The following is a 16,869-nucleotide window of genomic DNA, read 5'->3' on the forward strand; positions in this document are numbered from 1 at the left end:
TCCCTTTTTTAATCACGATAGAGTAAATATTGCATGCTTATATTCGACTGTTCTAAATTCAACACTAAATATTTGTATTTCTTATTTCATATAAAAGATTTAATAGCTCCTCTATTTCAGTATAACTATTTAATTGTTTTCCTCTATGCGCAATATCATTTCTAAGTTGATTAAGCATTCCAATTTTTTGAAGGTAAACATCATCTTTTCCTAATCTAAAAGCGCATACCGCAGAAACTTGCACCAATGCGGATATTTTCTCCTCTTGAGTTATTATTACATTTTCGATCTTAAAATAACTTCCAGTTCTATTAAATACATACTTTAGCATCCATGTTGATGAATAAGCCGGTGCAGGAGAAGTAATTTCAATTATTTTAATAAGAGCACCAGAGCTTTCAATCATACTATTATCAGAAGATCGCCATTCACTTTCACCATACTTTTCAATAGCTTGATATAGTGATAAATAAGCGTAATTTAAATTACCAGAAACCATTAATCCCCAAGCAATTTCAATGGATATAGCTGATTCGGAAATATAATTACTATTACTATAATTTGTAGCGTTTTTTGCTTTTTGCATTAATTGCCAAATGCTGCGATGCTTTGTTTTGCTCAATGCTTTTTCAACATGTTTCTTTAAAAATTCGATGGATTTTTTTGCATAATTGGTTTCAACATTTAATTCTGGCGCCTCTTTAAGAATAAACCCGTTAGCTCCATTCTTTTGTAGCTCTAAAAGATTCCAAATTTTACTAGTAGCACTAAAAATAATAATCTGATATCCAGGATTCAAAGCCTTAATCGCCTCCAATATCTTATACCCCGTAAATAATTTTAAAGTATTATGTGTAAAATCATTGTCATTCAAACGCAGATCTAAAATAATTAAATCAGGGTTTTCACTAATGATAAAATCTTTTACAATTCTTTCAATATCGCAAGAGGTTTTATCTTTAAAATTCTCTTCTAAAACAGAGAAATCAATTTGTTGACTAAATGAAAAAAACTTTTCCAATACAGTCTTCCATCCCTTATTCCATTCATCATCAATATAAACAACTTTTCCTCTCCCCGAACACAAATAATTTGATACTATAGTAATTGATGGCGGATATTTATTTTGCAGATACTTAAAATATAATAAACTTTCAACATTTTCTTTTACTTGAGTTATTTTCTCATCACTGACTTTTAAAACACCTGCCCATCTAGAAATTCCCCATTCATTAGCAATCGAATGATTTGATAAATAGTTTTCAGGTGATGAAAAATTTATCTTATTTACAAAGATTTTAAAATCATTTTGACTTAAATCCCTAAGTTTACCTGTTTCAATTAAAGCTACAAGCTCAGCTTCATTGGTTTTTAAAAGATAACTTCCATTTGCATATAATATCTCACATAAATCATTTAATTTCAATAATTCATTCAAATTAATATCACTTAAAAAAATTATTGGCTTATACTGATTCTGGGTACTTGTTAATCTTATATGATATGCTAATCTTAAACCAACAAACTCTAAAAAATTTACAGTTAATGATACTGGTATGACAATTAAATCGCATTCAATTTTTGATATTTCATTAATTACTCTTTTGCAAATAAATGAATCAATATTAAAATCTGAGGATTCCTTAGGATCAAAAGAAATAGATGGAAACGAAAAGTCAATAATTTTATAATTTTCATTATTAAAAATCGTTTTTATATTCTCTGGATTTATATTAAGTATTTTAGTCATTAAATCTCACTTTTTCAGTTACTATCTTTTCAATGAGTTCTTTTGCATCCTTTACAACAGTCAAAGTTTTTAAAGGATTATCAGCATTATCGTCATCAAACCAATCGAATTTATTTTTCAAAATATTCATTATTAACTCATTATCAATATCGTAAGCTTGAACAAATTCATCAATTACACAATCCTCTTTAAGTAATTGCAAGGCATTAAAAAATGACAATTTATATGAAAAAGTTAATAAAATATTTAATTCATATTGTTCTCCAAAAGCTAATAGTCCTAAATTATCCTTTCCATTTTGTTTAAATTCCTCCAAAAACATAGTTAAGTTTGAAGAATAAAACTGTTTAGAGTTTATAGTTAAAAAAGAAAATTTATCATTGCCCTGAAGGTTAGTTGAAGAAATTCCTCCTGAAAAATATACTAGATTAATATTATTCTTGCTACAAAATGCAAATATTTTGTTCACTATTTCTTTTGAAAATGCCGATCTATGTACAATTACACAAGCGTAATCTTTTAAGAAACCATATTGATCTTCAACAGCTAATTTCTGTTTAAATTTTTCAAACGTGCTATCCTGTAGATTATCTACTAAATCACTATACTTTACAAAAAAGTCCTTAGCTAAATTACTATCATTTAAAAAACTTTCTTGCCTTTTAATTCTATCATCTAATATTAGAATTTTTTTCATTACAAATAAAATCTTAAGAGAAAGGTAAACCCTTCACATTTATTAACAACCGATATTTTGTCTACACCAGTTTTTGAATCAATATAATTAATTCTATATGACTTTCCGTCGCTGAAATTCGACTCTATAGACCAATCACATAAATTATTAAAATATTTATTCAAATCTGCAAAGTCTCCCGTATTGGCAAACAAAATTTTATTATCATGTATTGGACGGTTGCAAATCGAATCCACATGAATAATTCTAATTTCAATTGATCTTTCCAAATGTTCAACAACAATTTTTACTTTAGGGAATTGTGGTCTTTTTTTTATCCCTTCAAAAATTTTAACTATCGCGTTTCTTAAAGTGTTAACATCTGTAAAAAATGTTATCCCTTTTGTATTTACAGGAATTAATTTAAAATCATAGCCTAAATGATTTTTTCGTAGTTCCATAAAAAGATTATGCAAATGGTTATTCTCTTCCCTAATCTCGATTTGACGTTTAAATATTTCTGTTATATTATAAAAATAATTAGTTTGAATTCCGTCAAAAGATACTTTTCTGTTTTCCGGTATTGGAAAATAAAATGGTGACTTTTCTGGATTATCATGACACCATTTAACAAGAGATTTACTTTTCCATCCAAAATATATTCTTTCATTTTTATGCATTGATCCCCAGCCTATATCCTCAACCTTATCCGAATCTAAAAACATATCAATTTTAGCTGCAAAAGTTTTCTTTAATTGAAAAAGTTCTTTTTCAATTTTTTTCCAATCAAGGATAAGTTTGTCAATAAATTCATCATATAATTCATGTTCCTCCCAACTATGAGTCGCATATTTCAAATTACTTCCTGCTGTAAAATTACTTAATAATGCAACTAATTTTTGAGGTTGATGATGCATCGCTTTTTGTTGCAAATTAAAATTTTCGATCGTAAAATTTTCAATTCTTTTCTGCTTATTTAAGTTTATCTGTAAATTGCTATTCGCAGAAACAAGTTCTTCGTAACGTTTTAATAATTTTAAATATGTTAAATTATTTGCCCCTTTTACCATTTTCAGAAAATCCAACTTCCCTTTTATAACACTAACCATTTTAAAAGCCCCCTCAATACCCTGTTTTTGTCTATATGATTTAAATTTTACTGAAGCTTTTATTAAACCATAAGTTTCCCAAAAAAACAACCACATCCGTAATTCCTTAATGTATTTCTTTGAAACATTTACGTTTTCATTGACTACTAATCCAGTTACTACCTGTTTATATGTAATTTCTTGCAATCTAGTTTTTTTACTATTAATGACGAAATTTTCATTCGTAATAATTCTATGAATCTCTAATATAAAAGGATGGTTTTCATTATAAATATTATGCACTGAGCTAAATGTTATATCATCAGCATAACGTGTAAATTTTGCTCCAAATTTTTTTGCAACTGCAGAAAGATAAAAATCAAGTCGATGACAAATAATATTGCTTATAACAGGGGATGTTGGTGCTCCTTGTGGTAAAACATTTTTCTCAACGGTCTTCCACTCATTATCAACAAAACGTTTTACTTCAAGTTTATGACAACATAAATGCGCGATAATATTAGCAAGCTGTAAATTGCCATTTTCATTATTAAGGTTAAAAGGAGGGTGCTGTAATCTTCCCCAAAATCTTGCTTGATCGATACTTGGAAAAAAATCTTTTAAATCTATATTAAAAACATAATTACTTCCAATATGAACTTTGGCATTATCAACTATAGATTTACCTATTACAAAGCCGGTTGCGGAAGGATGAGATTTGTAAACAGCTTGAAATACAATATTTAAACATTTTTGAAAAGACTTTAAAACACTATTAGGAGCATGAATTATTCTATCCTTACCTGATTTCTTTTTAATCTTAAAACTTTCATACTTATCTATCTTATAATTATTTATATGATAGTTTAAATTATTTACAGTAAAAAAATAAGTCTTTTCACCATATATAAGAGGTTTTACATAGTTTAGTAAAGCTAAAAAATCACTCTTATCTTTCATTTTTTTAAATGAGTCGTTAATGAATGATATATCTGTTTGTGTTAATTTCATTATATAAAAATGTCTTGATTATCCATTAATTATATTTTCTTTGTTTGTATAATTAAAGTGTAAATTAAAAATATTATAGAGAAAAAGCTAAACCCTCAAGGAGTGCCTCCTAAACCTCTCGTTTAATTAGAAAACTAATTAAACAACTATCCGATTTTATATTTCATAAAAAACATAACAGATAGCACAGATCAAAATTTTAAAAATGAATAATCAATGACATGTTACAAAAATAGCTATTTTAAAGTAAAATTATAATTTTTTAGGAAATTTACTTATTTATAAGGTAATGTTTAATATCCTCCCCTTTTATTTTAAATAGTTTTGATATACTTCAGTCAATTTTCTATTTTTTTATTTCAGTTTACTAAAGTATTTTATTTCTACCCATTTTTTCTCAAATTCATCTTCATTACCTTTCTACGTCGGATACCTATTTCTCATATTTTAATGTGCTTTGAATAATATTAATATAATATACCTATTTCGAAACAGTAACTTAGAAAAGGTATTTTATAGTTTTTTGGGTAAAATTGTTTCAATAATTACCCTGTTAGGGCTACTAAGACAAAACTTTAGAAAATATCACAACTCTTTGTTTTATGATATTTTTTTTAAAGTTTCCACTTCAATAGATAATATAAAATCATTCTTTTTTCGAATTACGAAGAGAGTAATTCAATCAAAAGAAAAGTACAAAAACATAATCCGACTCAATTAGATCTTGGTGCTATCTCCTAAGAATATCCCGAAATTGATATAATAATCGTTCTGCTAACCTTAAATCTTCGGTTATAATCTCTGCATTTCCTGACATTTCCTGCTGAAATGGAATAGTTTTATGATAAGATGTTTCTAGATTTTTGGGTAAAACTACATCAACCCAGAAACTGCCATCTTTGTCTGGTGCTAAAGATATATTCTTGATTATGCCATTTAACATTCCATATTGACTGTCAGGAAAATTAGTCAGTCGAATATTTACAGCTTGGCCTATACGTATTTTTCCCGAATTAAGAGCTGGGGTTTTCAATTTCCCAATATATCCTTTTTGCAATGTTGGAATTACAGCAAAAATTGCATCACCAGAACCAATCGTTTGATTTGCTGCCCAGATTTGTAAAAAAGTTACTTTACCAGCAACAGATGATTGTAATACAAAAGATAACTCCCAATCTTTTATTACTTTTTTTAGTTGATAAAAAGCTTGAATTTTGTTATTTTTTAAATTAACGTTTTCCTTGACACTATTAATTTTAATACTTTTATTGTTTTTAGAATTGTCAATAAAAGCTGATTTTAATTGAGAAATATTGCTCAACAAATTTCTATAATTTTTTTCCGCTTGTAAATATTCTAGTTTTTTATTTTCAAAATCTTGAGCCGAAATTACTCCTTTATTAAATAGACTTTCGAATCTATTTATATTGCTTTTTTGCAATAGCAGTTCACTTTCATTCAAAATTTGTTGTTGTTGCGAAATAGCTAAACGAACTGAAATCTGAACACTTTCCGATTTTTGGGCATTTCCTTCTACCTCGTAAGGCTGCAAATTATTGTTAAGTTCGTTGGTTATATAAGCAGTATGAAACCATGCGTAAGAACTTTCTATATCGCCAAGCTGTGCATTTTCAAGTTGCTTAAAATCAAAATCATTCCCATTAACATGTTCATCCAACAATCTTTTTAGCAAAAAAACATCGTGGTAATTTGCAGTGTTTTTAATAATAGCAAGAGGAGTATTTTCTAAAACAATTGATTTGTTCTCCACCAAAATAGTTTCAATTTTACCAGTAGTTTTCGCTATAACTTTCTCTGGGGGGATGTTGGTTGTTATTACGATTTGTGCAGAAACTATATCAGGATATTTAATAAACCATGTCATAGAAAGCAACATGAAGATTACCCCAGACACTACCACTATACCCCACCTAATCATCCAATTAGGGATTTGAGTAAGAATTTCTTGAACTTCCTCACTACGGAGATATAACTCTTTATCTTTTGACATCGTTTTATTTTTAATCTAAAATTATTAATATACTGTACTAATTACCTAACTGCAATTGATTCCGTACCAAGTCATAATAACTCCCTCTTTGTTTCTCTAATTCTTTGTGACTACCAATCTCTATTATTTTCCCTTTTTCAAGAACTACAATTTGGTCAGCATTCATTACTGTACTTAATCTATGGGCTATAACAACAACTGTTTTATTCTTAAAGAATATATCTAATTTCTCCATAATAACAGTTTCATTATTGGTATCTAATGCCGATGTAGCTTCATCAAAAAACAACATTTCTGGATTCTTATAAACTGCTCTGGCAATAAGTAAACGTTGTTTTTGTCCCGTACTCATCCCTAAGCCTTCCATTCCTATTTTTGTATTATATCCCAAAGGCAATTCATTGATATAACTTGTAATATTAGCCACATCTGCAGCATAAATCAATCGTTTTTTGTCAATTATATCAACTCCAATGGCTACATTATTTGCAATTGTGTCATTAAAAATAAATCCTTCTTGCATTACTGCTCCTATGTGATTTCTCCATGACTTTTGACTGATATTTTTTAATTCAGTTCCTCCTACAAAAACTACTCCTGTATTTGGTTCATAAAACTTTAATAATAGTTTCATTAAAGTCGTTTTTCCACTACCACTTGTTCCAACAATTGCAGTCACTTTATTTGCCGGAATAATTAAGTTTAGGTTTTCTAAAACTGCAATATCTGAACCAATGTATCTAAAACTTAAATCTTTTATGATAATATCACTATCTTTAGGAATATCGTCCGTTTGGGTAATACACTCTTGACTCTCATCTTTTTTCTCGTGAATTTCGGAGAGTCTTGCAAGTGATATTTTGGCATCTTGCAATTCATAGATGAACCCAATCAAACTAGAGATTGGCCCATTCAAACTACCCACAATACTGCTTATTGCAAGCATCATGCCAAGTGTTATTTGCCCATCGATAACCAGTTTAGCGGACAAAAAAATGATAAATATATTTTTGAGTTGATTGATTATTGAAGAACCTATCCCTTGTATTTGTCCAAGAACTAAACCTTTCATTGAGACCTTGAACAAACGTGCTTGTATATACTCCCAGCCCCAACGCTTTTGTTTCTCGGCATTGTGGAGTTTGATTTCTTGCATACCATTTATAAGTTCTATTACCTTACTTTGTTCATGGGACACTTCCATAAAACGCTTATAATCTAATACTTCCCTGCGTTTTAAAAAAATTAAAATCCAAAGAAAATATAGAAAACTCGAGAAAAAGTAGACAGTAAAAATCTGTAAATTATAAAATGCCAAAATAGCTCCCATAATCACCATATTGATAATAGAAAATAAAACGTTCAGCGATGATATAGTCAAAATACGTTCAATTCGATGGTGATCGTTAATACGTTGCATAATATCTCCGGTCATCCGGACATCAAAAAAGGAAATGGGCAGGTCCATCAATTTGATAAAAAAATCCGAGATTAACGAAATAGTAATTCTTGTAGAAAGATGTAAAATAATCCAACTCCTAATAATTTCTAGAGCTGTACTTCCAAAAAATAGACCTAATTGCGCAAAAAGAATAAGATAAACAAAATGGATATCACGATTATTAATCCCAACATCTACAATACTCTGAGTCAAAAATGGTATGAAAAATTGGAGTAAACTACCTGTCAGCAAACTGATACTTAATTGTACCAAAAACGACTTATAGCGTATTACATATTGAAACAGTATATTAAATCCAAAAACATTCTTACCATCGGTTTTAAACTCCTTTTGATAAAACTTAGGAGTAGTATCCAGCAAAAGTACAATACCTTCATCCGTTGTTTCATCAGCATTATTACCTATCCAGAATTTTACGAATTCTTCTTTCGAATATCCAATAAGTCCAAATCCGGGATCGGAAATTTTATACGAAATATGTTCGCGTTTTTGAACTATATCATAAAGCACAACGAAGTGAACTTTGTTCCAATGCAGAATACATGGCAAGGGAAATTTTTCTAATTTTTTGAGGTTCGTTTTTACACCTAAAGATCTAAAGCCTATTTTCTCGGCAGCATCACTCAACGACATAAGGCTACTACCTCCCCGCGTCGTTTCGGATAAATCTCTAAGTTCTTGTGTATTAATAATTTTGCCGTAATATTTGGCAATGATTTTTAAACAGGTCGGCCCGCAATCTTTTGCTTCTGTTTGTTTATAGTTAGGAAAAGTTTTCAATTATAACGCTTGGCATTTTAAAATTTTATACTAAAACTCGAATTGATTTATTATGAATTGCTTTTTTGATTTTTTTAAAAATTAACATTTCAAATTCAGTTTTTGACTCTTTTAAATCGACCTCATCGAAATATGGTTTTAATTCTTCTAGTAGTGTTGCCACAGTTTTTGCGTTTTGCAAAATCTCTAAAACTACCAAATCTAAGTCATCAAGCGTAGAAACCGAAAACCCGACAGCATCACATTCAGGTATTATCAAGCTATGAATTACAGCTATTACATTGCTTGGCAAAGAATTTATATTAAGACTTACATCAGAGTTTTTTTCAAAATAATAACTCCAATCATAACTGCTTTCGATTATTTCAAAAACATTATCAACAACTATTTTTTTTAAATAAATATTTTCTTTGTCTTCAAATAATATTTGAGAATACTTTGTCTTATTCAGATCGCGACCATACAAATAATCGGCAGATAGTAAAGAGAACTTATTACCTACAATCTCATCTATCTTTTGACAAAAAAAAGCAAAATCTTCCAGTTGTATTTCATCAAGCAAACTTTTTGAATTTTCATTTATTAGAGTATCAAATGATACATTTTTAAAATCTATTTTTTTTGAAATTTTGTGATGTTCTCGGAAAGAATTATTTAAAAAGCATGATTTTAATTTTGAATCACTCAAAACCAAATCTTTTTGCAAATACATATCAAAGAAATAATAGTTCTTGTACAACGGAATCTTATTTTTCTTGAACAATGCTATAATTCGATAGTAATATTCGGGGTAATCCTGTCGTAATCTATTTGCCAATTCATCACACATATATTCACTTTTCTTGTAATCGCTCAATAAATGAAGATATTGTTTTTCAAAAGGCACTTTGTCAAATTCCCCAAAACCTTTATATTCATTGTCTTTTACAATTCCGGAAAACAACACCGTTACTTTTTTGTTTTGGACTTTGGCAAGACAATAAAACAAATATTGCTCAAAAAAAAGATTAAAATCAGAAACCCTTATTTTAGAAAGATCGTGAATATTCTTGTCTACAAAAGTAAAAGCTTTAGTAGTGTATTCTTGAAAAAATGAAATATCCGAACCACCATATATACCTGCATTGTAAGTTTGGATTGGATTTTTTGATTGTCGTTCTTGAATAATTTCTCTTGGAAAATAAGCAAATGCCAACTCTAACAATTGCATTGTATTCTCAAAATCTGATATTTGATCTTTGTTTTGTGCTATCAAACCACTTTTCAATAAAAAATCGTCAAATTTTTTCCAGACATACACATCACCATCTATATGCAAAAAAGGTTTGTCTTGTAGCGAATAGGCTTTTATTTTAGACAAAGCCCACAACTCAGGATTATAATTATTCAGGACATCTAAATTACAAACTACTTCGCTATATGGTAGTTGCAGTTTATCTATAAGCATTTTTGCGCCCACACTATCACAATACAATACCACCTCCGGGTAATACTGCCGTAGTTGCAAACAACTCAAAGCCCAACTCATAAGGTTATATTCTGGCGATAGCCAACCCATATTATTTTGTAATAAATTGGCAGTATTTGAAGTCCAAATACTTTGTATAATACGCATATTTATGAAACTTTTTAATTATTTATTACGGTTATATAGATGTTTTGAAGGTTTCGAAATATCTTTTTTTCTTCCTTTTTTAGTTAATTTTTTATAATTGTTATTAGCACAAAAACAGATTAAATAACTTCTCATACTATAATGATATTTTATAATAAATCTCCAACTTAATCCAAAATTCTCATACTTAATGTGGTATAAAATTTAATATTACGATCTTGATCTATCACTCTTTTTGAATTGGACAGGTGTCTCTTGAACTCAAATTGAGTTAATTCCTCCATAGCATCCATTTTTTTTAGCAATAATCTCCCTTTGTCTGTTTCTATAAAGTCTAACAAAACAGTTACTTTATTGTATTTCCATTGCGATTCGAATTCAAATCCAGATTCAGATGAAATACCTTGATATCCCCAACTGTAATAATCATAAGGTTTCGTATTTTTAAAAGCAATTCGTATCAAGTTATAATTAATATTATTAAAAGAAAAATAACCACTATAAAACCTAGTAGCTATAAAAGTTACGGTAGTTACATCTCCTTCTTTTGATATTTTATACTTATAATCTCTACTCATATCAAAAAAATCAAAATCATTAACATGCAAACTGTTATAAAAAATAGATAATGATAGCAAGTGATCATTATTAGATATATTAGGTTCAAATCTAGCATAAGGAGAAGTATCGATGTCAAAAGATTTTTTTGGATCATCTATTAACATTGAATGAATGTTAAATTGACTTAAAACTTTTATCTCTAATTTTTTTATCGTTTTGCTATTTACCAAAGTGTCGCTATCGTCTTTTATAGAAAAATGATTCATCAAATAATTAATACTGCCTAGATTGTAGTTTTCTCTCAAATTATACTTTATTTTTTTGATAATCGCTTTCATCTCTTTTCTATTAGAGCCTTTTTTTATTAAAACTTCTTTAAGAGAAATAGTATCCTTATTTATTTCATTTTCTTGACTATAGCAAAATTGAAAGGCAAAAATTAAAGCAAACAAGAGGAATATTTTTTTCATAAATAATATCTTTTCAAAGTTATTACTGTTAGTAAATACAGAAATAACTGTTTACCTAGAGTACTTAGACAGTTTAATCAATTTTATTATCGTAATTCATTAAATATCTTAATTTCCTTTAAAGTGAGTTTGTATCTTTTAAATCTATTCTTTTAGGTTAAAATAATAAGTGTTAATTACATCTATTAAGACGATATAACTAACACTTATTTTCTTAATTAAGGTTTTGCATATGATCCACTTCCATTAGAGCCAGTACTAGCTGCATTTATATAAGTATTAGCACCTGTAGTAGAGCTACCCCCTGTAGTAGAATTATTCCCTGAAGCAGCACTACCATTAAGCCCAGCTCCATAATTAACGGTTGTTGCATAATTTGATGTACTCCCATTGGTTATACCAAGATTTGTGTTTTGGGCACCTGACAAGGTCGTCCCTGCAAGTGTGCCTCCAACATATCCTCCTCCATTAGTAGCACTCTGATATGCATCTCCACCAATCACAGCTTTCATATCCTCCCGACGAAGCATTCCTTTAATGTTCTCGAATTTAATTTTTGTTTTCATAATTTAAAATTTTGTTAAAAAATATTAGTGTTGAAAATTCCCCCATAAAACTTTTTGAACTACCACGTGCACATAGTACTTCAATTAATTAAAATAAGATTTATAAAATTACTTAATAGATATTAAAATTCCTATGCGAATTTATGCAAGTTTCATAGGTTCAGTACTTTACTGTAAAATATTATTTAAAGATTATCCTTATAATTAATATTTCATAATATACAAATTAATATATTTGTAAGAAAAGAATAAAAATGATAAACATTAAGTTAAGAGAAGTAAGACTAAATAAAGGGTTATCTCAACAAGAACTTGCAGATTTAATTGGTATGACTCAATGTAATTATAGTCGCCGAGAAAACGGAAAAAAAAGTATTTCGGATATTGAATGGACTAGAATAGCAAAATCTTTAGAAGTAAACAGAGAAGAAATTTACGAATCGAACATACATAAAACAAACAATAACAACATTACAAACCTACACGAGTTTTATATACCGAGTTTTATACTAAATCACTTAGAATTCTTAAAAAATGAAAATGCAGTGCTTAAAGAAAGATTAAAAGCTTTTGATGTCCATTCTAAATAATCCAAATATTGGAGTTCCTACCTTTTTTGCTACAAAAACTTAAGGCACTCTCAAAACAACAAAAAAGTTTAAAAAAGCCGCTGCCTGGAAAAACCGGTCAAATTGACCACCTCTTTCCAATGTAAATTGACCACCAGTCCCGGAGCAAACTGACCACCTAATTTCGAGGTAAATCGATTATTAAAAACTACTGCCTTTTTCATGTTATTAGAACCATACCTTCATTAAAAAAATACGGATTATGGCAAACAAAATAACAGACATGAGTAAAATTAGAAAAGTAATTAAATTCTATTGTGATGAAAAGAGTAAGTTATTTATAAGTAGCTACATATCCCTTTCCAGGAATACGGTAAAGAAGTATAGCTCTTTAAAAAAGTAATTCAAGATAAAATAACTGAATTAAAAACTAAATCATAAAAAAGGGTCGTTATCAAGTAAACTAAAAAAAATATTCCCACAGATCAACAAAATGCTATTCTTCAATTGAAATAATGGATAAAAGTTTGTTTGTTTGTTTGTTTTTATTATTGTCTTAATCAGATTGGTACCTTATTTGTACCTCTAGATCTGTACTCCTCCATTAAAAACTGGCCTGCAAATTTCTGCATCAGAAATATAACCTAATTTATCGAAGAGGGAGACAGCTTAAAACACTGCGTTTTTACTTATGGATATTTAAAAAAGAGAGATTCTTTTATGGAAACATTTTTATGAGGGTATCACAAAGCACGCGGATTTTTTCATAATCTAAAAACATTTTGCTCACATCCCCTTGAATGCTAATTGGCAGATAAATATCATAAAGCGCCTATTTTCATATGAAAATTGGCGCTTTATCTTTTATAAATTTAAATCTCAAATAGTTTTTATATATTTTTATTGCGAAGACCTTTTCTCAATATTTTTTATGGCCCCAATAGCATTTCTTCCCAGGGAAGCATCATTTACTATTGCTTTAAGTGCAATAAGATCATTAATTGTGCCATAGAAACCAATCTGATCTACCGCATATCTGTAAATACCCGTTGAATCATTGTTAAATTTATAAATAGACAGAGCATCCCTTGATTTTAAACAGGAGCGGCAGGCTGATAAAATACGGTCAGCAAAAACAGATTCAACCGTAATTGTATCTTCATTGAAATATTCCCGTAAGGATACCTGTCTTAATCCGTTACTAAACACTTTGATACTATCAACTAGATAAAGCGAAGAATTCTCGAAAAGAATACTTATTGCAGGGGCACATTTTTCCATTATGTACTTATTGTCCAAATCCTTTCTATTGATCCAGTAAAGAACCTCCGAAAGAGATACCAAAAGCTTTTCACCATCTTTTCTGGTTTCAATTAAGCTGACAAAATCATATTTATATTTTGCCAATATTATGCACACTACAATATGATTTTTCATTCTTTCCTGTGACATTGTTGCCTCAAGGATTGGCTTATCTAGAATTCTAAGCAGATCATCACAGCATTGCGCTCCAAGTAATTTTTCAGCTGATAAAATTAGTAAGGATAAAAAAAGATCAAATTCTTCTTCATGTTTTATTGCAATTGAATAAAAAGCTTTCTGTTCAGTTTGATCAAGACTTTCTATAGCATTATAAAAGGCGGAACTGTAGGGGTGGTCAAACTGTGCATTAAAGATATAAGCGGCCTGCTTCCAGGAATCTTCATTGTTAGGTTCTGCTAATACTTCATGGATTTCTGCCAGCACTGTTTGCTCATAACTTTCAGCATTAGATTCAAATGCTCCTAAAGTACTTAGTGTTTCAAAAAGGTTGCTAGACAGCCATGGGTCAGTTAATGTTGTTTTTGATTTAATCTCCGTAATTGCTTCAATCAGTGACTCGCGTTCTCGCTCAGTACTATGGCAATATGGAGCAGCTTCCGTAATTTCGATTTTAAGTCTCCGTGGCAAATATTCCCATTGATTTGTTATACAATGCAAAATGATCTTAAATAAAGCCTGCGACCTTTCATCAAAACGAGATAAAAGAAGCAACAGGTACAATTGCCCTGTCTTTATATTACTGCGCTGAGTCATTTGCGCTATTGCACTAGATTTTATTTTGTTTTCACTTTTAATTGACATAAATCCCGACGCCAGGCAGGAAAAAAAATAAGACATGCCAGACACGGTAATTGATTTTCCACTGAGAGGACTGTAAATCGACTCAAACAAACCGCTTCTTAAACCTATTTTCTTTTCACTTGCCTCGCTCTTCATTTTGGTAAACACCTGCTCCAGATGGATATCCATATCCCACACAATTGAAAACATTTCCTCTAACATTTTTCCACCAAAAATTTGATGAATTATTATCTCAACAAAGGCAAGTTCATCGTTTCTCCACTCAGGTATGGAACCTTTTTTAATCATAACCTGAGGATGCTGCTCAGCTTCAATTACAAATTCTATAGTATCTATATCTTTACGTATCTTCAGAAGAATCACTTTTATCTTTTCAGTTGCCCAGAGTCGACAGAATTCGCCAGCTTCACCCTCCAATATTAAAAGAAGCAGATCTGTATCTTCAATACTTTCAAGTATTTTTTCCTTAAGTACATTGTCTTCTATGGAACCTAATATTAGCAATCTTTTCTCATCGTTCTTAGGAGCGTTAAACTCTTCGATTATCGCAAGAGAGTCTTCATTAAATCTGGCGATGCCTTCTGCAGTAAAAAAATTCAAAAGCATTTCGTGACTGAAACTTACCCTGGCAAAATCCTTAACCAAAAGTTTCGCACCTATGCAACTCTCAAGAACAGCTGTTTCAAATTTTCTGTCATTCAAAATGCTCTCAGCCTGCTTTAAGGAAATACTAAAACAAATTTCCTGAGACATTTTTCTGGCAATGGCAGAGAGTAAATAAATGCCATCTTTCTCCATAGGTCCAAGTTTTCTGCGCACATAGAGTTCAAATAGGCTGTATCTGCTAATTCTCTCAACACCAAAAATTCCAATCTCACCGACCATTCTGGCTTCCATGCATGTGAATACCATATCCAAAATGGGTTTAAGCTTATTTACCGAATTTGAATATTTTCCAGCAATAGCAGCCTTCAATTTAGAATCAGGCTTATACACTTTTATGGTTTGGACTTCCAGTGCTTTTAAACTTTCTGTGAGCTGCTGAGTACTTATCAAAAAAAGAATTTCATATTGACAAGAAAGCTGCGTAAGCTCTGCAACAATTCTTTCCGCAGACTCACCGATGCATTCATTAAGCCCATCAAGTACAAGTAGTATTTGCTTCCCTGAAGTCCTGCAGGCATTTATTAAAGATAATCCAGAAGTAAAGCCATATTCTAAAGCTATCTTCTCTACAGAGGCCGTAAGCCCCGAGCCGCAATATTTAGCCTCCAATATTATCGGTACAACATCTTTATTACACAGACTCATAGCCCAGCTTCTGATCAATATTGATTTCCCGTCTCCTGACTCTCCGATAATTACTGTCCCCCTCCCAGCAAAGGATTCCTCAAATAACATCTTAGTATTAATCAGAGAATTATCTCTGCCTACATCAAAATGAACCATATTATTCACTTCAGCTGCATTGCTTTTTTGTGCAACTTCCAAATAATACTTTACCTTATCAAGCTCATCGGCAAAAATAAGGGCTGGTGCTTCTTTACTGGAATTTCCAAATTCGAATTTTAAAAATTCTTTTATCTCAAAAAAACGCTTTTGATCATTCAAATAAATTGCATCAATCTCCCTGATAAGGTCAGATAAGTAAAGAATATCCCTGCCCGTTTCAAAAATATCCTCATAACCCTCGATAGAAGTTCTGCTTTTCTTTTTGCTATGCAACAGTAAAAATTTTATGCCACCTGTAAATCGCTTATCAAGATTATACTCCTTAAATTTTTTAAGAGATTGCCTTATCTTGTTTTTTGTAGTATTAGAAGTTATCTGAAAAGCAATTTTTGATGAACTACTGTTGCCCAGATCAACGGCAGGGAAATTTTTCTTCTCCTTCTCAAGATCCTCCAGTTCATAGCCATAAATTAGGTTGAGTAGCTTCAGACAGGTGCCCTCAGATACCTTGTTAATGTCCGTATAACTTAGTGCGGTGGAAATTTCAATCTCCAGCAGCCATGACTTTATGTAACTGTTAATCTCCCTGATTTCTTCCTGCTGTCTAGGCATTTATTAAAATTTTACACGTAAAATTAATATATTCCCGCTCATTTGACATCTTTATCTTATTTTATTTTACAGTGATCACAATGTACGCTTTTTGTATAAATTTTCATTTAAGGATGAAATTC

The 16,869-nt window shown here is 30.1% G+C and carries 10 protein-coding genes; 1 reads left to right on the top strand and 9 read right to left on the bottom strand.

Annotated elements, in window-relative coordinates:
* Nucleotides 1-64: 64 nt before the first annotated feature.
* From J2W95_RS11700 to J2W95_RS11735, 8 genes are all read right to left on the bottom strand, one after another.
* A complete protein-coding gene (locus J2W95_RS11700; RefSeq protein WP_310007170.1) occupies nt 65-1,750 on the bottom strand; it encodes a DNA-binding transcriptional response regulator in 1,686 nt (561 codons plus the stop codon).
* Nucleotides 1,743-2,447: a hypothetical protein gene (locus tag J2W95_RS11705; RefSeq protein WP_310007172.1), complete on the bottom strand. Its 705-nt coding sequence runs from the start codon at nt 2,445-2,447 to the stop codon at nt 1,743-1,745. The genes J2W95_RS11700 and J2W95_RS11705 overlap by 8 nt, the downstream gene beginning before the upstream one ends.
* Nucleotides 2,447-4,474, bottom strand: a complete 2,028-nt coding sequence (locus J2W95_RS11710; protein ID WP_310007174.1) for a reverse transcriptase family protein — start codon at nt 4,472-4,474, stop codon at nt 2,447-2,449. The genes J2W95_RS11705 and J2W95_RS11710 overlap by 1 nt, the downstream gene beginning before the upstream one ends.
* Before the next feature lie 781 nt (nt 4,475-5,255).
* Nucleotides 5,256-6,536, bottom strand: a complete 1,281-nt coding sequence (locus J2W95_RS11715; protein ID WP_310007176.1) for an HlyD family secretion protein — start codon at nt 6,534-6,536, stop codon at nt 5,256-5,258.
* 37 nt (nt 6,537-6,573) lie between these two features.
* Complete coding sequence (locus J2W95_RS11720; protein ID WP_310007178.1) at nt 6,574-8,778, bottom strand: peptidase domain-containing ABC transporter; 2,205 nt, start codon at nt 8,776-8,778, stop codon at nt 6,574-6,576.
* 25 nt (nt 8,779-8,803) lie between these two features.
* Nucleotides 8,804-10,393, bottom strand: coding sequence for a DUF6734 family protein (locus tag J2W95_RS11725; protein ID WP_310007180.1), 1,590 nt, complete (start codon nt 10,391-10,393; stop codon nt 8,804-8,806).
* Nucleotides 10,394-10,560: 167 nt separating this feature from the next.
* The gene (locus J2W95_RS11730; RefSeq protein WP_310007182.1) at nt 10,561-11,424 is read right to left on the bottom strand and encodes a hypothetical protein; all 864 of its coding nucleotides are present in this window, start codon (nt 11,422-11,424) and stop codon (nt 10,561-10,563) included.
* A 218-nt stretch (nt 11,425-11,642) separates the two neighbouring features.
* Nucleotides 11,643-11,990: a hypothetical protein gene (locus J2W95_RS11735; protein ID WP_310007183.1), complete on the bottom strand. Its 348-nt coding sequence runs from the start codon at nt 11,988-11,990 to the stop codon at nt 11,643-11,645.
* A 254-nt stretch (nt 11,991-12,244) separates the two neighbouring features.
* Here J2W95_RS11735 and J2W95_RS11740 point away from each other — a divergent pair, with 254 nt between their 5' ends.
* Nucleotides 12,245-12,580: a helix-turn-helix transcriptional regulator gene (locus J2W95_RS11740; RefSeq protein WP_310007185.1), complete on the top strand. Its 336-nt coding sequence runs from the start codon at nt 12,245-12,247 to the stop codon at nt 12,578-12,580.
* Between the two features lie 879 nt (nt 12,581-13,459).
* On the opposite strand, the gene J2W95_RS11745 is transcribed toward J2W95_RS11740, so the two are convergent.
* Entirely contained in the window at nt 13,460-16,747 is a 3,288-nt protein-coding gene (locus tag J2W95_RS11745) for an SMEK domain-containing protein (RefSeq protein ID WP_310007187.1), read from the bottom strand.
* Nucleotides 16,748-16,869 lie beyond the last annotated feature (122 nt).

The organism is Flavobacterium granuli, assembly GCF_031456055.1.
Taxonomy (GTDB): Bacteria; Bacteroidota; Bacteroidia; order Flavobacteriales; family Flavobacteriaceae; genus Flavobacterium; species Flavobacterium granuli_A.